Origin of the sequence: Pseudooceanicola lipolyticus, from assembly GCF_002786325.1 — a bacterium.
Classification (GTDB): Bacteria; Pseudomonadota; Alphaproteobacteria; order Rhodobacterales; family Rhodobacteraceae; genus Pseudooceanicola_C; species Pseudooceanicola_C lipolyticus.
On record NZ_PGTB01000008.1, the window covers coordinates 41,285 to 64,475 of the forward strand.

Annotated in this window: 16 protein-coding genes; 10 read left to right on the forward strand and 6 right to left on the reverse strand. The window is 58.5% G+C overall.

What is annotated here, in order from left to right; genetic code table 11:
* Positions 1-43 precede the first annotated feature (43 nt).
* Genes CVM52_RS04900 through CVM52_RS04925 form a run of 6 tightly spaced genes read right to left on the reverse strand, consistent with a single transcriptional unit; the run spans position 44 to position 9,076 of the window.
* On the reverse strand, positions 44-760 hold the full coding sequence (locus tag CVM52_RS04900; protein WP_088672547.1) for a M48 family metallopeptidase: 717 nt from the start codon (positions 758-760) through the stop codon (positions 44-46).
* A complete protein-coding gene (locus CVM52_RS04905; protein WP_100161450.1) occupies positions 757-3,981 on the reverse strand; it encodes a type I restriction endonuclease subunit R in 3,225 nt (1,074 codons plus the stop codon). The genes CVM52_RS04900 and CVM52_RS04905 overlap by 4 nt, the downstream gene beginning before the upstream one ends.
* Entirely contained in the window at positions 3,978-5,651 is a 1,674-nt protein-coding gene (locus CVM52_RS04910; protein ID WP_100161451.1) for a DUF6119 family protein, read from the reverse strand. The genes CVM52_RS04905 and CVM52_RS04910 overlap by 4 nt, the downstream gene beginning before the upstream one ends.
* Positions 5,648-6,952: a restriction endonuclease subunit S gene (locus tag CVM52_RS04915; protein WP_100161452.1), complete on the reverse strand. Its 1,305-nt coding sequence runs from the start codon at positions 6,950-6,952 to the stop codon at positions 5,648-5,650. Before CVM52_RS04915 ends, CVM52_RS04910 begins: the two co-directional genes overlap by 4 nt.
* Positions 6,945-8,462 carry a type I restriction-modification system subunit M gene (locus CVM52_RS04920; protein ID WP_100161453.1) on the reverse strand — a complete coding sequence of 506 codons (1,518 nt, stop codon included), beginning with the start codon at positions 8,460-8,462 and terminating at the stop codon, positions 6,945-6,947. Before CVM52_RS04920 ends, CVM52_RS04915 begins: the two co-directional genes overlap by 8 nt.
* Positions 8,459-9,076 carry a restriction endonuclease subunit S domain-containing protein gene (locus CVM52_RS04925; protein ID WP_100161454.1) on the reverse strand — a complete coding sequence of 206 codons (618 nt, stop codon included), beginning with the start codon at positions 9,074-9,076 and terminating at the stop codon, positions 8,459-8,461. Before CVM52_RS04925 ends, CVM52_RS04920 begins: the two co-directional genes overlap by 4 nt.
* Before the next feature lie 562 nt (positions 9,077-9,638).
* Between CVM52_RS04925 and CVM52_RS04935 the strand changes: the two genes are divergently transcribed.
* The 10 genes from CVM52_RS04935 to CVM52_RS04975 all read left to right on the forward strand — a co-directional run bounded on the left by CVM52_RS04935 (position 9,639) and on the right by CVM52_RS04975 (position 23,160).
* The gene (locus CVM52_RS04935) at positions 9,639-9,977 is read left to right on the forward strand and encodes a DUF736 domain-containing protein (RefSeq protein WP_100161455.1); all 339 of its coding nucleotides are present in this window, start codon (positions 9,639-9,641) and stop codon (positions 9,975-9,977) included.
* Between the two features lie 632 nt (positions 9,978-10,609).
* Positions 10,610-10,786, forward strand: a complete 177-nt coding sequence (locus tag CVM52_RS26810; RefSeq protein WP_172720910.1) for a hypothetical protein — start codon at positions 10,610-10,612, stop codon at positions 10,784-10,786.
* Between the two features lie 411 nt (positions 10,787-11,197).
* Positions 11,198-11,920 carry a helix-turn-helix domain-containing protein gene (locus tag CVM52_RS04945; protein ID WP_071974411.1) on the forward strand — a complete coding sequence of 241 codons (723 nt, stop codon included), beginning with the start codon at positions 11,198-11,200 and terminating at the stop codon, positions 11,918-11,920.
* Complete coding sequence (locus CVM52_RS04950) at positions 11,913-13,841, forward strand: relaxase/mobilization nuclease domain-containing protein (protein ID WP_071974410.1); 1,929 nt, start codon at positions 11,913-11,915, stop codon at positions 13,839-13,841. Before CVM52_RS04945 ends, CVM52_RS04950 begins: the two co-directional genes overlap by 8 nt.
* 14 nt (positions 13,842-13,855) lie before the next feature.
* On the forward strand, positions 13,856-15,769 hold the full coding sequence (locus CVM52_RS04955; RefSeq protein WP_071974409.1) for a type IV secretory system conjugative DNA transfer family protein: 1,914 nt from the start codon (positions 13,856-13,858) through the stop codon (positions 15,767-15,769).
* Between the two features lie 376 nt (positions 15,770-16,145).
* Positions 16,146-17,954: an HAD hydrolase family protein gene (locus CVM52_RS26535; RefSeq protein WP_205964883.1), complete on the forward strand. Its 1,809-nt coding sequence runs from the start codon at positions 16,146-16,148 to the stop codon at positions 17,952-17,954.
* Complete coding sequence (locus tag CVM52_RS04960) at positions 17,951-19,072, forward strand: phosphoribosyltransferase-like protein (protein ID WP_100161457.1); 1,122 nt, start codon at positions 17,951-17,953, stop codon at positions 19,070-19,072. The genes CVM52_RS26535 and CVM52_RS04960 overlap by 4 nt, the downstream gene beginning before the upstream one ends.
* Positions 19,073-19,113: 41 nt before the next feature.
* On the forward strand, positions 19,114-20,979 hold the full coding sequence (locus CVM52_RS04965) for an ORC-CDC6 family AAA ATPase (RefSeq protein WP_133119789.1): 1,866 nt from the start codon (positions 19,114-19,116) through the stop codon (positions 20,977-20,979).
* Positions 20,980-20,992: 13 nt separating this feature from the next.
* Positions 20,993-22,102: a hypothetical protein gene (locus CVM52_RS04970; RefSeq protein WP_100161458.1), complete on the forward strand. Its 1,110-nt coding sequence runs from the start codon at positions 20,993-20,995 to the stop codon at positions 22,100-22,102.
* Positions 22,099-23,160: a carbohydrate kinase family protein gene (locus CVM52_RS04975; protein ID WP_067267214.1), complete on the forward strand. Its 1,062-nt coding sequence runs from the start codon at positions 22,099-22,101 to the stop codon at positions 23,158-23,160. The genes CVM52_RS04970 and CVM52_RS04975 overlap by 4 nt, the downstream gene beginning before the upstream one ends.
* Positions 23,161-23,191: the final 31 nt, after the last annotated feature.

Consider the following 23,191-nt stretch of genomic DNA (forward strand, 5'->3'; position numbering starts at 1 on the left):
TCCTGGCGAACGGCTGAAGAACCAATTTTTTTGACGCTGCTAATCACGCCATGGCCCGTTCCAACCTCTGCTTCCGACGCTCCCAATCGGGCATCACTTTGTCGAGGAGATCGAAGAAGGCTGATCCGTGATGGGGCTCAGCTACATGGCAGAGCTCGTGGGTGATCACATAGTCTATGGCGTCGACCGGGGCTTGCACGAGGCGGCGGTTCAGCAGAAGGCGCCCGGCTGGTGACATAGATCCCCATCTTTGTCGGGTCTGGCGCACGATGAGCGCTTTTGGCCGGAATGCTGCGGGATCCGGGAAGAGACCAAGACAGAGTTCGATCCGCTCCGGAAACTTGATGTGTGCCCGGTCTCGGTACCATGCCTCGACCAGTTCGCGCGTCACTTCCGGCTTGGCCGGCCGGTGCGTTTGCACGACGATGAAGCCGCGGCTCAGATTTACGCTTTCTCTAACATGCGGGATGACCTTCAGTCGGTATTGGCGCCCGAGATAGAGATGGGTCTCGCCTGCGACGAACCTGCGCTCTGGTGTTCTTGGAAGGAACTGGGCAAAATACCGCTGCTGCCTTGTCACCCATGCCGCGCGTTTCCGCAGCTTGGCTTCAATGGCGTCGAGCGTCGCGTCTTCCGGGGCCGCGATCACCACCGTCGCATCCGGCTCGACGGCAATCTCAAGTGTTTTTCTCGGGCGTCGGACGATCTCGTATAGGATCTCGTGCTCGCCATACTGCAGGCAGTGCAACTCACGCGTCATGCCGCGAACCGGGCTCGAGCGAGATCCATAATTTTCAGCTCGAGATCGTCGAGCACCTCTACCGGGAGGTCGATGCCTTGCTCGTCGCGCAGAACGTCGAAGAAGTAGTCGTCTATGGCGTTGCGCAGATTGTTCTGGGCCACTTCGTTCGACCAAATGTCCACGATCAGGTGGGACTTGATGATGTCGATAATCTGTCGAGCGATCGCTGCGGCATCGTTCCCGTCCACAGTATCATCGCCCACGGTCTTGAGCTGACCGTCCAGGATGCCGAAGAACGCCTGTGCATCTTCATCGCCTTGAATGCTCTCAGGAACATCCCGGCCACGATCCTTGCGTGCCACCTTGCTCGCGAGGTTCACGACGCTGTTCAGATACTCGCGCTCGGATAGCCGCTTCTCGCGATAGGCGCGGATGGTGTCTTCGAGCAGCTCGGAGAACTGTTTATAGAAAGTTGGGTCCTCATCCATCTTCTCAGTGATCGCCTTCCGGGTCGCGCTGGCAATGCGGTCTGCTCTTGAGGCTTCGGAGACGCTCGTTTCACCGACAACTGCTTTCAGCGCGTCAGGGTCGTTGATATTGACCACCTCGATGATGGTTTCCGCCGGCATCGCCACAACGTGGTCATCGAGCAGCTTCTGGATCTTCGGCTCGAACTCGCGGACGTCAACTGTCTCCTGGTAGCGGAGCTGGACCGAGCGTTTGAGTTCGGAGAACTGCTTCCAGTCCCGCTTCAGAGCATCGACCTTGGCGTGGTCGAAGACATCGAACAGCTTGTCGGACGAGAGCGAGATGTGCAGGCAACGGCTGAATGCCTTGAGGCGCGCGTAGAATTCATGACGCAACGCCTCGTCAGCGAGATGCTGCTCGAACTGCTCCATGTCTTTCTTGTTCCGAACCGGCTTGAAAAGGTCCCATAGCTGATCATGCAGCTGGGGCAGCTTGCGGATCTCCTCCCGGACATCGTGCACCGTCCCGGCGAGGTCCGTAGCCTCGTAACCTTCGAAGGCGCTATAGGTCGTCAGGGCGCTGTCCAACTCGCCGAGCAGCCCCTCGTAATCGACGATGAAACCGAACTGCTTCTCCGTTCCGCCGTCCTCGTAGAGACGGTTCACGCGCGCAATCGCCTGTAGAAGGTTGTGTTCTTTCAGGGACTTGCAGACGTAGAGCACCGTGTTCCGGGGCGCGTCGAAGCCGGTGAGGAGCTTGGAGACGACGATCAGGATCTCTGGATCGCCGGAACCTTTGAAGGCATCGATGATCTGGCGGTTGTACTCCTCCTCGGTCTTGTACCGCGCCATCATCTGCGACCAGAAGCGTCGCACCAGGTCCTTGGACTCCTGGTCGACCTCCTCGTTGCCCTCGTTCTCGTCCGGCGGGGAGATGACGATCGCGCTCGAGGCGTGGCCAATCTCGTCGAGTACATCTTTGAAGCGGACCGCCGCCGCCTTCGACGGGGCGACGAGCTGCGCCTTGAAGCCGGTCCCCTGCCAGTGCTGGCGATAGTGTTCGGAGATGTCGAACGCCTTAGCTCGGATAGCCTGGTCAGTCTTGGCCAGCGCGTCCATCCGGGAGAACTTGCGCTTGAGGTCGGCCTTCTGGCTGTCAGTCAACCCCTCGCTGATCTTCTCGAACCAGCGGTCGATCACGGCTCCGGATACCTGCTGCTCGACAAGCCTTCCCTCATACAGTAGCGGCACGACGGCACCGTCGGCGACCGCCTCGTCGATGGCGTAGCGGTGGATCAGTCGCCCGAAGGTCGACAGTGTGTTCTTCTCCTTCTTCAGCAGGGGCGTGCCGGTGAAGCCGAGGTAGCAGGCCTTGGGCAGGAGGCGCCGCATCTTGGCGGCGAATTGGCTGTGGCCGCCGTAGCGCCCAGTCTGCGTCCTGTGGCTCTCGTCCACCAGCACGAAGGTGTTCGGATCGTCGTCCACAAGCTTGCTGTTCTTCAGCGCAGTATCGAACTTGTTGATGATCGTGGTGACCAGTGGAGCCTTGTTTTGAACGAGATCGAGAAGGTGAGACCCGCTTGTTGCGCGAACCGGCTCGAGGTCGCAGGACTTGAAGGTGTCCTTGATCTGCTTGTCGAGATCATCGCGGTCCGTGACGATAATGATCCGCGGGTTCTCGATGCTACGCTCGAGAGCGAGCGAGCGCCCCAGCATCACCATCGTCAACGACTTGCCCGACCCCTGCGTGTGCCAGATGACACCGCCCTTGCGAGCGCCGTTAACATCATGCTGCTTGACCGTCTCGACAGCGCGCCGGATCCCGAAAAACTGCTGATGGCGCGCAACCTTGCGGACGCCGCCATCGAACACCGTGAAGCGGCGGATGAGATCGAGCAGCCGCACGGGGCGGCACAACGCGTACACCGTCCGGTCTTGAACCGTGACCGCGCGGTCGCCCTCAACGGCCATCGCATCGAAATAGGCGCGTGCGCCCGTGAAATCGCCGGAGAAGATGGCGTCTTTCTCCGCCGCAGAAAGCACACGGTTGGCGAAGGGCGCGATGGCCTCGTCAGTGTCTTCCTCGTCGCGCCAGTCAGCCCAGAACTTGGATCTTGTCCCAACCGTAGCATAGCGCGCACCATTGCGGTTCATGGAGACCAGTAGCTGGGCGAAGTGGAAGAGCTGTGGGATGTTGTCCTCGTTCTGGTAGCCGATCAGTTGACTGTCCGCCTTCTTCAGGCTTTCGGTCGGCCGCTTGTTCTCGATCACGAGAATCGGGATGCCGTTCACGAATGCGACGATGTCGCAGCGCTTGGTCTGGCTCGACGCCGTCCTCTCGACCGAGAACTCGGCAGTGACATGGAAAACGTTGTTCTCCGGCCGCTCCCAATCGATGTAGCGGAACGAGTAGCTCTTCGAGTCGCCGTCGATGGACTTCGTGATCGTCGTGCCGAGGACGAGCGTGTCGTAGATGTCCTGGTTAGTGCCCTTAAGACCCTTCAAACGGTCGGGCGTGGGCTTGAGGCGCCGCATGGCGTCATGCGCGTCCTCAAGGTCAAAGCTGTATTCACGCCCCCGATGGGTGAAGCGGTTGATGCGCATCAGCTGGTCGGCGAGCACGTCATCCAGCACCACGTTCCGCAGGCGCCCGCCGCGCAGGCGAAGCGCCTCCTCTTGTGAGAGCGGGGTGAACCCAAGCGCCACGAGCAGCTGCAGCGCTGGCACCTGGGACTGGTGTTTCTCAGCCGCGATGAATCCCTCGTAATTCATGCTACCTCGTCTGCGGGGTCAATCACCTCGCCGTCATCTTGATCGTCTTCTGTGGGCTTCGATGGCTTCACACCGACGGCAGCCGGCTTCTTGATCCAAGCAAACGCTGCTTTGTAGCCCAGTGCCTTGAGATCGCGGACGGCCTGGCGAAGCGTGACAAGGCTGAAGAAAGGAAGCTTCGGCACGTCACCGGTTCCGATGACGGCATAGACGATGGTGTAGTCCCGCGACTGGAAGTTGCTTGCTGCAGTCGGAATTATTTTCGCGAAGTCCGCCTGACCGGTCTCGGCTTCAACCTCGGCGATCTTGCCCCTGACAAGGTCGCGAGCGGCTCCATCAACGATCAAGATCCGACCGGAAACCGTGCCCTGGTTGAACAAGTGACTGAGGCGCGAGGACGAAGTCTTGTCCTTCACGTGGATGATGCGCGAGCCCTTATCGAGGAAATCGCAAGCTTCAACCGTCGTGGTCCAGCCGGTGGGCTTGATGAGTTTGCGATCGAGGCAGAGAAGCTCAGGCACGTCTTTCTTCAAGCGCCTGTTGTACTTCTCCTCATTTTCATCGGGGAGCGCGTCTGGAAGTTCTTCCTTTGGTAGTTCGTCGAAGAACTTCACTAACTCCTGAGCATAGTCCTGAGCGACCTGATACCAGCGTCCGCCGGAGAGCACGTAGGTATGGCCATCAACCTCGGCTTCGAGAACAAGACACTCGCCAATCTTCCAGCTCTTGCCGCAGTCCTTGCCCTCGTCGTCGACCTCGTGGACAGCATGCTTCCTGAGATCGTCGGCCGAGAAACTCGTCACGCCCTGCTCCTGAAGGGCGCCCAGGTAACCGGAGAGATCGAGGTCGGGGAACACAAGCTTGCTGCGGAAGCCCTTGTAGCGAATGCAGGCGCCCTTTTCTGGGTCGTAGATGATGGGAAAGGCCAAGTGCAGGCCATCCGGGTCTGCTCCACCGATGACAGCCTCGAGCTTCGCGGCAGCGGCATCATCCAGCTTCTCAAGAAGGTCGGCTTCGCGCACGTGTTTGATCTGGTCGACCCATCCGAAGTGGTTCTTGTAGGCGTCCTTCGCATATACGGAGAGCGCGTCGGCGCAGGCTTTCGGAAGGTCAGCCACCTTCAGACGGCGATCCATGGACAATGCATCACTGCCGGCGACCCGTGTCGCGAAGTCCTTGTCCTTGGGAGTGCCGGCCAACCCGCGAATGATATCGCGTTCGACGTCGATCGCGAAGGCCGTCTGGTCGGACCCGCGACTCGTCTGGCTGCGCCGGGACAAGGTGTTCTCGTCGGGCGTCCGGACATCGGCGCTCTTCAACTGCTCTTCGTCCACCGAGTTGAGGACGACCCGAAGACCGAAGTCCTGCTCGAACTTGGAGGGGTCCAATTTCACATGACCCATACCGAATGACACGGCGAACCAGCGGCCAGACGTCTGCAGAAAGACCAGACCGTATGCGGTGTTGTTCCAGACCTTCTTTTTTTCGTCCGCGGACAGCCCCAGGAAACCGGACCACTTCGGCGGGTTGCCACCCATCGTGTCCAGCGCGATCTTGGCGCCTTCGATCTTGGGCCAGTTCTCCAAGTCGACACCGTCGCGGAGGGCATCTGCAGGTTCGACACCGTCCTTCAGGAGGCGGATGGATAGCTTCTGAATATTGTCGGTCATGAAAATTCCTTCTGGTCACTCTTCAATTTCACGCGCCACTCACCCGTCAGCAGCTTCTGCATCAGGCCGCGCTTCTGCCGGGTGACCGCTTCGATTTCTCGTTCTGTGGCGGCGAGGTCGTCCCGCGCAGTGTTCAGAACTTCGACGATGGCTTTCTGTTCATCCAACGGCGGCACCGGAAACGGGAGGCGAGAAAAATCGCTCCAGCGGAGGCTGCCGCGCCGGTCCACCGAGGCGCTGGTACTTACCTCAAAGATGTGCCGGTAGAGTTCCGTCTTCAGAACCGCAAATGCGTATTCTGCACTCACCTCGTCTGGGCTGAAGCGGAAGACAGTGTAGATGGGACTGACGACGCCGATATCAGTGAGGTTCTGGAGGCCGATCGACCCTTCCTCGACGTGGTTGCTGGGGAAGCCGAAATCGCCGCGCCAGATTTTCTTATAGCCGGTCAGGTCGGCGCTGAAGACCTGCTTCTTGAAGTACTCCAGCGACCGCACGAAGCCGTCGTGCTTCGAGCATGAGAGAACTTCGTGCTGGTCAACTGCACCATTCCGCTCCGAGACTTCTGTGGCCAAATCGCCGATAGGGCGGCAGCCCCATGATGCAGGAAGCTGAAACCACCTGTAGGGCGCTACCTCGTCAGTCCTCCGGAAGCGGTCTAGCTGCTTGGCGCCGAAGGCCAACGCCATCGTGAGTCCCCGGTGCCGCCTGAGCTTCGCCGCGCGGAGGGCAGTGAGTTTTTCGAGCGCCTCGTCCCAAGTCCGCAGGATTTCGGCGATCTTGCGCTGTTCGGGGAGCGGGGGCAGCAAGATCGGGAGCTTTTCGAGCGCCTGCTTCGTGAGCTTGTAGCGCCCGGCGCCTTGACGGGTGAGCGAATGCGAAATGTCTCGGTGCCTAAAGAACTGAAAGAACCAGTCGACTGCGCAGCCCTTACCGCTCGCGATCAAATGAGCGTGGTTGTTGACGTTGAACCGCCCGGACACCCTAACGGTCTGGCTCTTCTTCTCCGTGTCGAGAAAATGATCGCCATCTTCGCCAATGAGCGCAAACTCACCTTCAGCGCGAAACTCATCAATGTAATCGAGAATGCCGGTCGGGCCGTAATACGGATACTCTCCCTGCATCACCGCTCTTGTTTCGACCGACAACGGCAAGCGAAGATCGTTTCGGATCGTGCAAGCCTTGCCCACGGTTGATAGCTTCCAGCCATCCGGAACCGTGGTCACGCCAAGTCGGCCGAGGTCTCGCTCAGCGGCACGGCTCCGCGCGCTTTCTTTCGCCGAAGTCGTTCCGTCACGCATCAACGCCGAGCTCCTTCAGATACCCGGCCATCTTCGCCCGAACGTCGGCCAGTTCGGCCTCGATCCGCAGGATGTCCTTCTGCACGGCGGCGACGTCGATCTCCTCCTCCGGCTCGAACGTGTCGACGTAGCGGGGGATGTTGAGGTTGTAGCCGTTCTCGGCGATTTCCTCCGGGCTGGCCCGGTGCGAATACCGCTCGACCTCGGCGCGGGTGCTGTAGGTCTCCAGCACCCTCGCCACATGCGCGTCGTCCATCACGTTCTGGGTCTTGCCCGGCGTGAACTCCTTGCTGGCGTCGATGAACAGCACGTCGCGCCGGCCCGCGTTCGCGCCGCCTTCCTCTCGCGAGCGGTCGAAGATCAGGATGGCGACCGGGATCCCTGTGGTGGTGAACAGGTTGGCGGGCAGGCCGACGACGGCATCGAGAAGGTTTTCCTCGATCAGCTGCTGCCGGATGCGCCCCTCGGCCCCGCCCCGGAACAGCACGCCATGCGGCACGATCACGGCCACGCGGCCGGACTGCCGCTTGGCGATCTCGATCATGTGGGTGATGAAGGCGTAGTCGCCCTTGGACTTGGGCGGCACACCGCGCCAGAACCGTTTGTACTGGTCGCTGTCCGCATCCTCCGCGCCCCACTTGTCGAGCGAGAACGGCGGATTGGCGAGCACCACGTCGAAGCGCATGAGGTGATCGCCCTCGACCAGCGTCGGGCTATTCAGCGTGTCGCACCATTCGATGCGGGCCGCGTCCTTGGCGTGCAGGAACATGTTCATGCGGGCCAGCGCCCAAGTCGCGCCGTTCACCTCTTGCCCGTAGAGGGCGAAGTTTTCGGACCCGACTTCCTGTGATGCCTGAATAAGCAGAGAGCCCGACCCACATGCCGGATCGCAGATGGTATCGCCCGGCTGAGGCGCGACCAGCTTGGCCAGCAGTCCGGAAACGGCGGTTGGGGTATAGAACTCGCCTGCCTTCTTGCCGGCGTCCGAGGCGAAGCGGGAAATCAGGTAGATGTAGCACTCGCCAATGATGTCCTCGGTCACCCGCGACGGGCGCAGGTCGAGCGCGGGCTTGGCGAAGTCCTCAAGCATGTTCTTGAGGCGGCGGTTGCGATCCTTCGGGCGGCCGAGATTGGCCTCGGAATTGAAGTCGATATTGCGGAAGACGCCTTCGAGCTTTGCGCGGTTCGCGTCCTCGATCTTTTCAAGCGCGATGTTGATCAGCTCGCCGATGTTGGGCTCGTTTCGCTGCGCGTAGAGATCGTAGAAGCTGGCGCCCTCGGGAAGGATGAAGCGCTCACGTTCCAACCGCCGACGGATGCGCGCATCATCGTCCCCGTATTGCTTGCGGTAGGTCTCGATATGATCATTCCAGAGGTCCGAAATGTACTTCAGGAACAACATCACGAGGATGTAGTCCTTGTACTGACCGGCATCGACGGCGCCCCGGAAGGTGTCGCAGGCCGCCCAAGCGGTCTGGTTGATCTGCTGTTGGGTAACCTGATCTGTCATTGGAAGAGTTCCTTTTTGCGACCGGCGCGGGCGCGCTCAGCCAGAATAATGGATGAAAGCTGCTCTCGGCGATCAGCCAGGTCGCGGAGCAATGCACCCTCGCGCTTTGCAAGCTTATGAATTGCAACAATACGTGCCTGAGTTTCGATATCGGGCAATGGCACGTCCAGCTCCTCGAGTACGGCCTTGGATATCATCCGCATGCTGGTCCCTTGTGCTTCTGTGTCGAAGTATCTCTGGGACCTTGGCTGATTGATCGCCCAGGCGAGGTAGTCCGGCAGCGTAAGACCCGCCTTAGGGCGCAAAATGACGAGCGGCAGGATAACGACAATCGGTTCTTCAAGTTTCGTGTTAACGGGCGCCGCTACGTTAGGCTCGCCACGTGACTTGAAGATCACTTCTCCCCCGCGCACAACATGGCGCTCGGGTAGACCATCCAGTGCATAACGCTGCAATGGCCTAGCGGCCAAATCGTCATCGGGCTGGATGTCGCGAAGCTGGACGGCAAGCCGCCCGCCTTCCGGGGAAACCTCTAAGCGCCCTCTTGCGGTGTGCCCTGACCAAATTTCGCAAATGTCACCAAGCCTCAAGATCGATTCCTCTGTATTGTCCATACAGAGATACGCCGTTGCAGCCAGATTGTCAAGGCCGCGAACTCAGTAGCTAGATTACAGAGAGTTTCGGTCTGGGGCGGTACTTCTGGCAGACAACTCGAGGAGACGGCTAATTCGCAAATTAGGTCAAGCTGATCGTTGGCCTGTCTCTGGCCTGCTCAAGACGCCATCGTTCCAGCTTACTGCCAATCCTGCCGAGGTGCGGCGTACGGTCTATCTTGATTGTCGCGGTCGTGGCGTTCGGGTTCGAACCGTTCTGGTTGGCAAAGATCAAGGACGGCAAGCGCCGAAGAAGGGCAGCATCTCCCTCGGCTGTTCACCCACCTTCCTTCGCGGCTACCGCACTTCTCCCGATGTGTTGCTTTGCATGACATGCTGGTCGCAGCTGTCGTCCCGCCCACAAGGGTTGTCGCCGATCTTTTTCCCCTGACCCTGCGGGTCATTCCTCGCGAGCCAAAAACACCGGCGCCTGCCCCTCTCCGCTGCGCTTCGCCTTCGGTGTGGCCGGGCCTTGGCCAGCTGCAAGGTGACCATCATTGCAACGCAAACAAGGAGAAGAGCAATGACCACGAACTGCATCAAATTCACCAGCGCCGACATCGAAACCGCCAAGGGCACAGGCTCCATCTCGACCCTGACCTTCGACCTCGACATCACGGTCGAACCCGTCGCGAGCACGAACCCGATGGCCCCCACGCACCGCGTCCTCGGCCGCTCCCCGCGCGGCAAGCTGGTCGAGTGCGGCGGTATCTGGAAGAAGCAGAACAAGGAGACCGGCGCCGACTACTACACGCTGACCATCCGCGACCACGGCTTCAACGCCAACCTCGGCAAGGCCGCAAACCAGGACGATCTGTCCGTGCAGGCCGTCATTCCCTGGGGTCCCAAAGACGCCGCCTAAGCCAACGGCCAGGCCGCTCCGGCGGTCTGGCTATTTCTTGTTCTTAGGTTCGCCCCAAGGACGGGCCGGATGCCGGTGCCCGAAGAACGCGGCATATTTCGGACGCGGTCACAGTGGTGGATAGTCAGACTGGATCGGTCGCCATGCGACGCCGATCTTTCTGTTCAGCGACAGCGAGGATCGCGCGAACCCGAGGCGGAACCGAATGTCAGCCGGAGAACTGGCAGCCGGCTGAGCGAGCCAAGCGCACTCCTTCTCTCAGTCGAGCAAACCGCGCCAGGACCGTCTTCGCGATGCTTCCCGGGGTGGCGAATTTACAATGTGCCGCGAGGGTAGAAACCGCAGATCAACGACATGAGTCCGGGGGCCACGTCTCACGTCAGGGCCACCGCCGCGCGCCTTTCCGTCGACCTGTTGGCCTTAGAGATCGCTAGCCCGGGGTAGAGCGGTCGGCAACGCCGGGGGCAGGTTTCTGGACGGCTGACGCCTTGAGCGCTGCTGGGCATCGCTCACAACAAACCTGCCCCCGGCGTGCTCCATTTCATTCCGCCCCGTGCCGGGTGCAGCCCGCTCTCATGCCCCCGGTCTTTTCCACGATCCGTCCAACGACGATCAAAGGAAAGGATCACACCATGACACTCGAACAATCCATCGACCTCGCCGAACTGCAAGCCGACATGGCCTTCGAGGCCTACCTCACCGCCTTTGATGAGGCCGCCCATCCCGAGACACTCGACAGCCTCGAGACCGAGGCGCTGATCGCCCGCAGTCGCTACGACGATCTGCGCAATCAGGGACTGGGTCACTGACCCAGACACCCCTGCGGGTCTTCGGATCCGCAGGGGTTTGACCCTGATACTTACCAACACTGTGACGCCCTAAACGGGCGTGACCCGCGCCATCCCGCGCGGGCCGTCTTCGTGTTCCTGGCGCCCGACCCGTGACCGGCTCGAGCGTCCGGTTCGTCTGTCGTCGCGTGCGTCTTGAACACAAGTTTCGGAAGTTTTTTCGACCTGGTTGTCCTGCATCGATGAGGGCGGGACCCGTTCCATGCCGCGCTGCGCGGCGGTCGTGAGTGCACATCATTTCCCGCAAAAAGATACAACATGCAAAACGTAATATTGCACAATGTGATGTATTGAAGTATAAGCGAAGGAGAGAAGGAAGACGTTGGCAGGATATGGCCAATGTTTGCACATTTTGTCCGAGGGGTCTGACCCGTGCCGAGGCCAGCGAGAAACCTGAAGCTTGAAGAGCGCATCGAAGTGGCGCGGCGCTTCGCGGCGGGCGAGACCGCGAAGGACCTGGCGGCGGCGTTCGGCATCTCTCCGCGTCATGTGAACCGGCTCGCGAACGAGGAGGCGGGCGAGGGCATCGCGGTGCGCGATCCGAGCGAGACAGTGGCCTTTCGGGCGAGCCAGTCCGAGCTTGCAGCGTTTGATGCGGAGTGGCGCGCGCGGGGCTTTGCCAATCGTTCGCAGGCGCTCAATGCGGTGCTGCGCGGACGCTGCGGTTTCCTCGATGTACCCCGTGATCTGGTCGCGGAATTCTGCGCCGCGTGGCGGCAGGCGAAGGATGTAAGCGACGCCGGTCTGGTCCTCGCCAAGGCGGTGCATCGCGGCCGACTGGAGGTCTCAGAGGCGGACCGCGCGGTGCTGATCGAACTCGTTGATCTGGCGCAGTCGATGAGCCGTGAGATGGGCCGGATGAAAGATGCGGCGCAGGCGTTGCGTCATCAGGAGTGGCCGCAAAAGGAAGAAGGGCAGGGGACGGAGAGCGCGGTTCTGGAGGATGACCCGCGCGCGATCGGGAGCGGTCTGAGGCTGGTGCGTGAGAGTTCCGGTTCAGAATTGCATCGCCCTTCGCTGCCTCTCGGCAAGCCGCGAACGCGAACGGCGATAGCCGATGATTTTCTGAAGAACCGGAACTCTCGAAATGGCTGATCCCCTCGCCCTCTATGCCTCGGTCATGGGGCGGCTTTGGGAGGATGAGCGCATCCGGGGTCAGGCCGCGGCGCAGATCGACGCGCGTCTGGCGGGGCGTCGGCAGGGGCGCAGTTTCGCGCGCGTCGGATCCATGTCGGCGCGCAACGCGCTGAAGGCTGCGTCGGGCCAGAGCCGCGCGGCGGTCTTCAAGCGGATCCGGGCAGGGGGCTGCAAAACGCGTGCTTCGCTTGAGGCGCAAATCTCCTACATCAACGACAAGGCGGTCTACACTTACTCGACGATGACCAACGCGCTGACCGATGCGGCGGTGCTTTCTGAGGAGCAGAAAGAAGACATCATCGAGGATTGGGCCGGGACCTGGCGCGGCTCGACCAAGCTCGGCTTCACCTCGCACATGCTGCTGTCCTTCCCGACCGACGTAACCGTCGATCAGGTGCGCGACATCGCCATGGACTGGACGGAGCATTTTTTCGAGAGCGGCGAATACGGCGACCAGTGGGACTATGTCCTCGCGGTTCATGATGACCGGGCGCACAAGCACGCCCACGTCATCCTGAACAATCGCGGCGTCGAGAAGGGCACCTGGTTCTCGTGCTGGGCCGAGGGCGTGATGTCGCCGCAGCTCATGCGCGAGAAGCAGGCTGAAATCGCGGAACGCTACGGCGTGATGCTCGACGCCACCACCCGGCTCGAGCGCGGCATCTTCGAGAAGCCTGCCGGGATCGAGGAGATCTACCGTGCCAAGGAAGAGGCCCGCCTGCCGCGCGAGATCGTCATGACGGCCCAGGAATCCGCCATCGCGCAGGCGCAGGTGGTGGGCTTCGCCAAGGACTACAAGAACCTCGCCGACCTGCTGGACCGGATGGACCAGCGCCACATGGCGCGCGCCGTACGCGGCATGGCGGACGGGCTTGGCTCCGGCACGCCGTGGAACTTCACCGAAGGAGAGATAGACATGAAGGACATCAAGACCGTCGGTGACGCGATCGACTATTCCGAGCGCACCATCGAGGCGCTGAGGCTTAAGGCCGAGGAACTGGACCCGGCCGAGCGCGCCGCTTTTGAAGCCAAGGCCGCACCGATCATCGCGGACCTCTCGCAGATGGTGCCGGACCCGGAGTTGCGCGCGCGGTTTGGCAAGCATCTCGAAGAACCCTATCCGCCGGGGGCGGGCAGCGATGTGCTGATCGACGCGCTGCGGTCCGGCAAGGATGAGGGGCTGCGCGATGTGCTCGAGCGCGCCGAGGAGGCGGGCATGGACAGCGAGGAGCTGGTGGCCCGGATCGCGGCGGGCGGCACGCGCAACTACGGTATGGCGCAGGACTGGGTCGAGCGGGACATGAACGCGGTGCTGGCTAAAGACGGTCTCAGCGTTGAGACCGCGAGTGACGACCAGCTAGATGCCGCGCTCGAGAAGGTCGACGGGGTGATGGACGCGCTGATGGAGCGGGCGAAGGAACTGGGCGTCGAGATCGGGCGAACCCTCGCGGACGAGGAGGAGGCGACATTGCCCCTCATCGACGAAGACGACCGGACGCCCAATCCCTACCTGCAGGACCTCGCCGACATGCTGCGGGACGGCAAGCTCACCGAGGCACAGGAGGAGACCATCGAGCGAACCCTGCAATCCGAGCTCTTCAAGGAGTTGGGCGAAGAAGGTTTGGCCGAGCTGCGCCGCGGCAACTACGAGGTGCTGGATGCGGCCCTGCCGAGCAAGCTCGATCAGATCACGGTCACGCAGGAGTTCCTCGAAATGACCTTCGAGGAGACCGGCGACCAGGTCTTTACCGACCGCGCTGCCGTGTTGCAGCAGGACAAGGCGACCGAGGTCGCGCGGATGCGCGGCCAGCAAGAGGCGCAGGAAATGGGGCGCGATCTCGGTCGGGACCGCGGTCTCGATGACGAGATGGAATTCTGAGGGGGATGACCACTATGACCAAGACACTTCCCCTCTGGGCCGCGCTCCTCTTCGGCGTGATCTGCGGCGCTGTCATCGGCACCATCGTTGCCGCCTTCTACCTGACCCTGGCCCTGAAAACCGGCTTCGGCAGTTTCGACATGTTGGCGCTCTGGAAGGCCAGCGCCGCAACACGCGCGGCACATCCTGAGGCCTTTAAGGTGGGGTTTGGCGCCGTCGGCTTCGGAGCCATCGGGCTTGGCGCCCTGGCGCTGGCCTGGACCTGGAAAAAGGAGAGAGACGACTATGGTTCGGCCCATTGGCAGACAAAGGCGGAGTTGAAGAAGAACGACATGTTGCAGGCGCCGGGCAAGGGCTTCGTCTGCGGCAAGCTTGGCGCGCCGCGTTTGAAAGCCGAGTTCATATCCTCGACCACGATCCCGCATGTGATGATGGTGGCGCCCACCCGCGCGGGTAAGGGCGTCGGCTTCGTGATCCCGAACCTTCTGAGCTTCGCGGGCTCGGTCGTGGTGCTCGACGTGAAGGGCGAGAACTTCGAGAAGACTGCACGGCTCCGGGCGTTGAACGGAGACGAGGTCTATCGCTTCAGCCCCTTCGACTGGGCCAATGCCACGCATCGCTACAACCCGCTTGCGCGGATCGCGAAGGCCCCGACATTCGCGCAGCGCTTCACCGAGGTCTCGATCCTGGCCGACCTCTTCCTCGACAAGGACAACAAGACGCTCGACACCTTCTCCGAGGCCGGCAAGTCGATCTTTGTCGCGGCCTGCCTGCTGGCGATCCAGCGCGGCACACCGAACCTTGGCGAGGTGAACAAGATCGTCGCCGGGGGCGAGTACAAGAACGCGCAATACAAGACCTATGCAGACGAGGCCGAGGAAGACATCCTGCGCGAGCTCTGGACCAACGCGGCCTCGGCCTCATCGCGCCTGCTGACCTCGAACATTCAGGCGCTGATGACGGCCGGCCTCAAGCAATGGGACAACCCGGCGGTGCGCTCGGCCACAGAGGCGAGTGATTTCGATTTCTCGACCTTCCGCAAGACCTCACAGTCGCTCTACATCGCGGTCTCCGAGGATCACATCGCCACCCTCGCCCCGCTCCTGCGTCTGATGTTCGCCGATCTCATCGCGTCGATCCGGCTGAACGAGCCCGGCCCGGATGAGCCCTGGCCTGTCATGATGATGATCGACGAATTCCAGCAGATGGGGGCCATGCCCTATCTCGAGCGCGCGATCCATTCGCTGGCAAGCTATGGCGGCCGCGTCGCGATGATCGCGCAGTCGCTGGCTTCGCTCGACCGGATCTACGGGCCCGAGGGCCGCGAAAGTCTCGAAAACGGGGCAGGGCTTAAGCTCTATATCACTCCCCGCGATCAGCGGACCGTGAAGGAGGTATCCGCCGCAGTAGGCAGCACGACCCGCGAGGCCGTGACCCGGATGTATGGCCGGAACAAGGGCTTCCTTGGCGCGACGTCAACATCAGCGCGGCTGGAGGAACGGCCGCTGCTTTCCGAGACCGAAGCGCGCCTGATGGACCCCGACGAGGTCATCATCCTCGCCTCGCCGCAGCATCCGATCAAGGCAAGCCGGATCAAGTATTACGACGATCCGTTCTTCAAGGACATGTTGGCACGACAGGAGGGCAAGCCCTTCCCCTATCCGCCGAGCGTGCAGGGTGTGGGGCCTTGGGGTAGCGACGGTGGTGACGAGGCAAGTTCTGACGAGCTGGTGAAACCAGTCGAACGCGCGCCTGTGCGGGATCGATCACAGCGCCGCGAAGCGCGCGCGATGAGCGTGAGGACGATGGATGCCAGGCGCGGGCAACCTGTGCCCGAGACGCTCGAGCGGGAAGCGGCGCTGCCGAAGGAATGGGAGGCGGCGCTCGATCGGCAGGAGGATTTCATCGCGGAGTTGTTGGGAGGGTAATGACCGAAATGTGTTTCAGTGCTAGTCAGAGAACTGGCGGTTTCGCTCCCGTGGTTGTCGGTCACTCCATCACAAGCTGACCTGCAAATGTCTGAAGATCCAGTGCGATACACGGTTGAAAAAACTGTCGCAAACAAGGATTGTGGGTGTTCATTCAACCCCGCAATCTCCCTCAAGCAGAGCTCTTCCATTCGGCCGAAAGTTCGATGGTGATCGCACAACGGAGCCCTGGGGGCAAAAACAGAAAAAAGGCAGGCTTGCAGTGTCTGAGAGATACCGAGCGGAACTACGCAGCGCTGAGAACGCGTATCAGTCAGCCATGAAGGCAGATATCTCCGAACTCTGTCGAGTCGTGGACGGTTGGCGAGAGAGCCCCATGATGATGGTTGGCTCTGGAGGATCTTACTCTGTGGCTAGCTTCGCGGCTCAGATGCATGAATTGATGGAAGGCGAAACCGCCAAAGCTGTCACACCGCTCGAAATCATTTCCGGCCCGACTACGAATGCCGGTATTGCATGCTTTTCGGCAAGTGGACGAAACCGAGATATTGGTGTGGCTTTCAAGGCCGCAGCTCAACGGGAGTTCTTGCCGCTTTCCGCGCTGGTCTTAAAAGATGAGAGCCCACTTCACGCTTTGGGGCGAAGGTTTCAGTACGCAGATATTGTCGATTTTCAGTCTGAAAGCTTTAAAGACGGTTTCTTGGCAGTCGCATCTTTGGTTGCGTCTTCCGTCCTGATTTTGCGAGCGTACCAAGCGTCGGGATTTGATAGCGAGGAGTTGCCTTCGTCGCTTGAGGAACTAATGCACCAAATCATTTGCGGATGGAGCGCGGAGGACATCGCCAGTCAAGCAAAAGATCTGTGCTTGAATCGGACTGTTAGCCTATTGTTCACGAACTCCTTGCGAGCAACGTCTGTCGATCTTGAGTCTCGTTTCGTTGAAGCTGGTCTGGGGAACCTACATGCTGCGGACTTGCGAAATTTTGGGCACGGAAGACATTTCTGGATGCATAAACATAAGGCGTCCACGGGTATCGTTTGTTTGGTGGGCGACGGAATGGAGCAGCTCGCAACCAAGACCCTTGAGGCTTTACCGCGAGAAATTCCGCGACTGAGAATAGATTTTCGCGGACCCAGACACCTACAGGCTATTGCAGGAATCGTAGCAGGTTTACATCTGAGCCTTGGAGCTGGCGAGGCCTCAAAAATAGACCCCGCCAAGCCAGGAGTGCCGGAATTCGGAAGGCGGCTCTATCGGATCGGTCCGATGCTTCCTGCAGAATCTCAGAAGGAGTTGAACCTGAATGCTGCGCTCGCACGGAAGGGAGTTAATCTCTCAGGGGCAGACAAGGAGACTTGGTTTGAGCATTATTCTAGCGCAATTAATTTTGTCAGAGATGCTTCCATTCAGGGTTTGGTGATGGATTATGACGGGACGCTCTCTGATGACCGCGACCGGTTCAAAGTTGGCCTTCGGCCCAAGGTAGCCGAAGAACTGAATAGGCTCCTTGAAGGCGGGCTGCCCATAGGTATTGCAACGGGTCGGGGACCAAGTGCGGGCGTGTCTCTAAGGTCGAGCATAAAGCGAGAGCTCTGGGGGCGAGTACTTGTGGGGTACTATAATGGCGCAGTAATTAGTTCTTTGAGCGACGATCGTGATCCCCTGTTAGACGAATTGGATGCGGTTGATCCAATGCTCGAGGAACTGCGTAAGGGTACATTTCTGTCTTCTTGCGAAATTCGAGCGAACACGAAACAGATTTCAATAAAATTTCGGAGAAGACGAGACGTATCTCGGGCGGTCTCAGAAATTCGTGAGGCGTTGAGATTAGGTGGACTTGATAAGCAAGTTGTAATTTCGAGCCACTCGGTCGATGTCCTAATCGGGGGGCAAAGCAAGCTTAAGCTGGTCGAAGAGCTGTGCAACTATGCAAAAATAGACAGTGGCGCGGTCTTACGCATTGGTGACCGCGCCGATCCAGTCGGGAACGATTTTCAGCTTTTGGATCATCCACTTGGTCTGAGTGTCGATCGGGCGAGCGAAGATCCGAAAACAGGTTGGGCATTGGCTCCCGCAGGTATCCGTGGTGTACAAGCGACGGTCTTCTACCTTGAGAGGCTGGCAAAGCTTGAAGAGGCTTGGGCTATGGCGATTAAGCCCTCCGACCGAGGTCTGACAAATTGAAGAAAGAACTCGCTGAAACACTTCTTACCAAGATAATGGGGTGGTCCGATGCCGAGAAGGCAGAGGAAAGAGCTTTGCTGGAAAGCTTTGCGTCCTACAAATACGACGAGTATCAGCAGTTCGCTCCTGGGCGCCGCTTTCTGGAGAGCCTAGCGCTGTGGTTGCAGCAGTTTGAAACCAAGGGTGAACGAGATATTGCCTATTCCTTCGTCAAGGAACGGTTAATATTTGTTTCAAATGCGGAAATTAACAGTCTTGTTGGGTTGGCTTTTCCAACCTTTGTTCGCCCAAAGTTGATTGCTGATACCGCGGAGAGCCATTCGGCTTTGGAAGCCCATCGGGTAAAATCGATAGTTAAATCCAAGGAATATCGCGCAAGATTACGAAAGACACTGTTTCTTGGATTGAGCGACGGTGCCCGTACTGACCAGTTTCGAAGGGCGCATCCACAAGACATCACCCATGAGCAAGTGTTCCACGCATATGATATGTCTTCGCCAAAGGCCAAAGGGTTCACGGAAAAGTTACAAAAGGATCTCTCAACGATCTCTGGCGCGGAAGTACCGGAAGATCAAGCTAAGTTCGAGTATGTAGTATTGCTGGATGACTTTACAGCGAGTGGGACCAGCTACCTTCGAGAGGGAAAGAACGGAGACTGGGACGGAAAAATTGCAAAAATTATCCGCGAACTCGATAGCGATGAGCTTTTAGGTAGTCTCGTGGCTCAATCCGGAGTTTCGGTGCTCGTCGTGATCTACATCGCGGCTGATCAGGCGATAGAACACATCGAGCAGCGTTTGGAACAGCTGCCATTTTCGAAAGGATCAATCGAGTTCAAGGTTGTTCATCGCCTCAACTGCGGCGTGAAGCTGGTGCCGCCGACGGACGATGGAATTTTGTCTCTTGCCAACCAAGACCGCTACTTTGACCCCGATGCAGACGATGAACATTCGAAGGTTGGTGGCACGTCCAAACGTTTCGGTTATGCAGGGTGTAAGTTGCCGGTAGTTCTGGCACACAATACACCCAACAACTCCATCTTCCTTTTGTGGGCAGAAGATGTGCACAGGGTACGCGGTTTGTTCCCTCGTGTCAGTCGCCATAGAAAGTTTGAGTAGCTGTGAGAAACCCATTCCGCATAAGAGCATCCCAGCGTTCGGTGAGTGATGAACAGTTCGTCAGACTGTTCGGGCCTGGAGCTTTGGATGTCGTCGACGACAAAGAAGATCCGTTTTCCGGACTAGTCTTCTTTCGAAGCGCTCCTGGGGGCGGAAAGACAACCTTGCTGCGAATGATGCTGCCGCGCCCGCTCGAGCTCGTTGTGTCGTTGCGGGAAGATCAGCAGGTCAAGCCAACGTTCGATGTCTTGAGTAATCTCGGTGCCGTAGATGAAAACGGAGCCAAGTTGCTTGGTGCCATGATTTCGTTCTCGACAGAGTATCAAGATTTGGCGCAGATCGATCGCGGCAATGGGTTATTCAGATCGCTTCTGGATTCTAGAATCGTCATCGCGACGCTCCGATCACTCCTTGATCAAAGTGGACGACTATATCCGGATGATCTGAAAACATTGCGAGTCACTTGGGAACCAGAGTCTGGAGCAACTGTGCCTGCATCCGCGAGTGGAACAGAGCTGTTCGAATGGGCTTCTGAGATCGAACGCAATTTTTATGACACGATGGATGATCTAGGGGAGCCAGATGCACTCCAAGGTGGCCATACAAGGCTCGACAGTCTCAAGTGGTTTGCCCGGGCGAGAATGTTCGATGGGCGCGGAGAGGTTCGGTCCCGACGAATTCTCCTTTTCGACGAACTTCAATTCTTGGACAATGCGCAACGCAAAAGTCTGATAAACCTTGTAACCAATGCACGGGAGCCCTGCGGTATTTGGATTGCCGAGCGCCTCGATGCGATGAGCCACCAAGACTTGTTGACCGAAGGTGCCTTGGAGAAACGCGATTACGACTCCGTCATCCAGCTTGAAACACAGTGGTCCGGAAAGCGGTCATCTGGTTTCACGCGATTTGCCGAGCAAATTGCCAATCTCAGGGCATCCAAGGCGGACGGTTTTGAAGGGAGAGAGTTCTTCCCTTTGGTAGCAAACGAGGAAGAGCTGGCGCAAGGTGAGAATAGATACGGCGAGAAGTCATCCGAGATCGAGACGCGACTTGTCGAGAAGACCGCCGGTGATAGCCGCTATGAAGAATGGATTTCTGCCGCTCGAGAAGATCGCAGAGATGCGATTTCATCAGCTATTAAGTGGCGGTCCACAGAGATCCTGATCGAGCGGGACCTAAGGCGGAGCCAGGCGTCATTCGCATTCGACGTTCTGCCGGCTGATGAACTCGATGAAAAGGAAAAGGCCGTTTCGAGGGCCGCTGAGCATTTCCTAAGAACCGAAATGGAAACTCCGCTGTACTTTGGAAAAGACACGCTAGCGGCAGTGGCGAGTTCGAACATCGATCAGTATCTTGAGGTAGCTGGAGCGTTGTTCGAAGAGATTTCTGCAAAGATCACCGGTCCAAGGAGCATTCCGCGTTCGTTGTCAGCAGAACGACAGGATGCGATAATTCGTGAAGTCGCCGAGTTAAGATGGGAAGGCTTGGTCCGGCGCCTGCCCCAGGGCTACGATGCAAAGAGATTTCTGGAAGCTCTTGGCAAATACTGCCGTGATCAGACCTTTCGCCCAACCGCTCCCTATATGCCGGGAGTCACCGGGTTTGCGATATCCATGCAGGATCGAAATACGCTGGCAAATGAAGATGAAAAAAAGATCAAGCATCTTCTTCAATTGCGAAATGTCGTCACTTCCCTAGTTGCGCATAACTTGATTACCCCGCATTTGGATCGGAAGGCGAAGGGAAAATCCTACATGGTTTTCTATCTGAACAGATTGCTATGTGTGAAATTTGGCCTGCCGCTTGGATATGGGGGCTGGCGTGAGCAATCGCTTGGAACACTTCATCGCTGGATGGAGCTCGGCGACATAGGGGAGCAGTCGGACAGGGAGCCGAGGCTTGTCTAGCGAGGTCACTATCATGCGTTGGGACCCCTATATCTTCCGTCAGGGTGAGGATTTTGATGCCTTTTGGCAGAAATACGCAAATGAACCTTCCAAGCGTTTCTTGTTTGTGCTTGGGCGTGGGTACGACCCGAGGGCTCTATCTGTTTTGGATAAGATCGTGGAGTTTGGTGGGGAAGTCGATGTTTGGTTGCTTGCCTTCGACAACGGCTTCCAAGACAGCGAATTAAGAATCCAGCTCACTCTCGAAAACGTTAAAAAACTCGAAGCTTTGGTCGGCGCATCGAAGATTCGCGAGATTGAGGTCTCACTCGGACGCTCCGGGAAAGGTAACGCCACTTCTAGGAACGTGCGGCAGGCATTGCGCGCCGCGGGTTCTTTGGGCGTGTATACTGACGTTGTGGTGGACATTAGCGCTATGCCCAGGATGGTGGCGCTAACGGCGGTCGCATCTCTGCTCCACGAGCTTGACAAAATGAGTGTAGATGGACCGGACGTAAATCTCCATGTGACGACCGCCGAGAGCGTGTCGGCTGACATCGGCGCCGCGCGAGGTACGCTCCGTGATGACGTCACCAACGTGATCGGTTTTGGCGGGCAGCTTGATAGTGAATCGACCGATCAGATTCCTCGGGTATGGTTTCCGGTGCTCGGCGAACAGCAAGGAATTAGGCTGTCGCGCATCCGAGACAAATTGAACCCTGACGAGATTTGCCCCGTGATCCCTTTTCCAACTAGAGAACCACGACGCGGAGACGAGATCATTCGGGAGCATCGGCAACTCTTGTTCGAAGAGTTCCAAGTCGAACCAGGCAACATTCTAAGAGCATCAGAGTATAATCCGTTCGAAGCTTACAAGCAGATATTTGCCGCCATGGACCGGTATCGGCGGGCACTGAGCGAACTTGGCGGTTGCAAGGCTTTCGTGTCACCATTATCTTCCAAGCTTTTATCGGTCGGCGCCTTGTTGGCGTGCTATGACCATAGGTACGGGGCTATCGCAGGAGATCGTATGTCAGTGGGTGTTTTGTATGTAGAAACAGCAGACTACTCCGATCCTGTCATAGAATCAGACACGGAGTACCAGCTCTCATCTATGTGGCTTCGTGGGGACTGGGAACGATGATCGACGACAAGAAACAGGAAGCCATCGGGTTACGGGCCATGGGAACAGGCTTCGTGGCCATGGATGTTGTGGAGGGCCTTGAGGCGACCTTTGCTTCGGCAGGCGGTTCGTGCGGGAATGTTATGGCCTTGTTGAGCTGGCTGGGTTGGGATTCGTTTCCTGTGGCGCGACTTGGATGTGATGAACCGGGAGACTTCGTTGTTCACGACCTTCAGTTCGACGGCGTTAAAACTGACTTTGTATGGCAAGAACAGTCGGTCTCCACGCCAGTTGTCGTTCAGAAATTCAAGGTAGATGCTGAAGGCCACAGGTCACATCGTTATGTGTTGACTTGCCCGGATTGCGGCGGTTGGCTTCCAAGGTTCAGATCAACGACGATCCGACAAATCCAGCCGGTATTGGATAGTGATTGCGTTCCCGATATCTTTTTCTTTGACCGCGTGTCTCCGAGCGCCCTGAAGCTTGCCTCTTGGGTACGCGAAAGTGGAGGTCTAGTCCTCTTTGAGCCGTCTTCCATAGGGGATGAGAGCCAATTTCAAAAGGCAATAGATGTTTGTCACGTCCTAAAGTTTGCCGAAGATAGGCTCGGTCACATCAATGAAATCCGTGATCTCACTGGGCCAAATCTCATCATTCAAACCTTAGGACCGCGAGGCTTGGAATTTCGCCTTGGCTGGGATTGGTTCGAACTTGATGCTTTCGAGGCGCCATATTTTCTTGATGCGGCAGGTTCAGGTGATTGGTGTACCGCAATACTGTTGAGTGAACTTGGCAACCAGGGCAGTATGAACCCTGTATCCTGGACGCCGAGGTTAATCTCTGACGCACTTCGAAGAGGGCAAGCGGCGGCGGCGTTGAACTGCGGATTTGAAGGTGCCCGTGGAGCGATGCAAGCAGCCGACAAGGATGCTTTCATGTTGGCGGTTTCAGACCTGATGGCCGGCAAGGAAACTTCAGTTGAAAGATTGACTGAGGGTAAGGCTGAGCCGCGAGTGAACCTGTGTTCGCTATGCAAGATTGTTCCGTTTTCGACGGGGAAAGATGCCGAAACCGCCTAAAGTACTATGACATCAGCAGTGCCCACGCATT

Excerpts from the sequence above, each read along its gene's own strand:
- CVM52_RS04920 (WP_100161453.1), bottom strand. The coding sequence starts at position 8,462 with ATGACAGATCAGGTTACCCAACAGCAGATCAACCAGACCGCTTGGGCG.
- CVM52_RS04910 (WP_100161451.1), bottom strand. The coding sequence starts at position 5,651 with ATGACCGACAATATTCAGAAGCTATCCATCCGCCTCCTGAAGGACGGT.
- CVM52_RS04970 (WP_100161458.1), top strand. The coding sequence starts at position 20,993 with ATGCGTTGGGACCCCTATATCTTCCGTCAGGGTGAGGATTTTGATGCC.
- CVM52_RS04955 (WP_071974409.1), top strand. The coding sequence starts at position 13,856 with ATGACCAAGACACTTCCCCTCTGGGCCGCGCTCCTCTTCGGCGTGATC.
- CVM52_RS26535 (WP_205964883.1), top strand. The coding sequence starts at position 16,146 with ATGATGATGGTTGGCTCTGGAGGATCTTACTCTGTGGCTAGCTTCGCG.
- CVM52_RS26810 (WP_172720910.1), top strand. The coding sequence starts at position 10,610 with ATGACACTCGAACAATCCATCGACCTCGCCGAACTGCAAGCCGACATG.
- CVM52_RS04935 (WP_100161455.1), top strand. The coding sequence starts at position 9,639 with ATGACCACGAACTGCATCAAATTCACCAGCGCCGACATCGAAACCGCC.
- CVM52_RS04925 (WP_100161454.1), bottom strand. The coding sequence starts at position 9,076 with ATGGACAATACAGAGGAATCGATCTTGAGGCTTGGTGACATTTGCGAA.
- CVM52_RS04900 (WP_088672547.1), bottom strand. The coding sequence starts at position 760 with ATGACGCGTGAGTTGCACTGCCTGCAGTATGGCGAGCACGAGATCCTA.
- CVM52_RS04905 (WP_100161450.1), bottom strand. The coding sequence starts at position 3,981 with ATGAATTACGAGGGATTCATCGCGGCTGAGAAACACCAGTCCCAGGTG.
- CVM52_RS04915 (WP_100161452.1), bottom strand. The coding sequence starts at position 6,952 with ATGCGTGACGGAACGACTTCGGCGAAAGAAAGCGCGCGGAGCCGTGCC.
- CVM52_RS04975 (WP_067267214.1), top strand. The coding sequence starts at position 22,099 with ATGATCGACGACAAGAAACAGGAAGCCATCGGGTTACGGGCCATGGGA.
- CVM52_RS04950 (WP_071974410.1), top strand. The coding sequence starts at position 11,913 with ATGGCTGATCCCCTCGCCCTCTATGCCTCGGTCATGGGGCGGCTTTGG.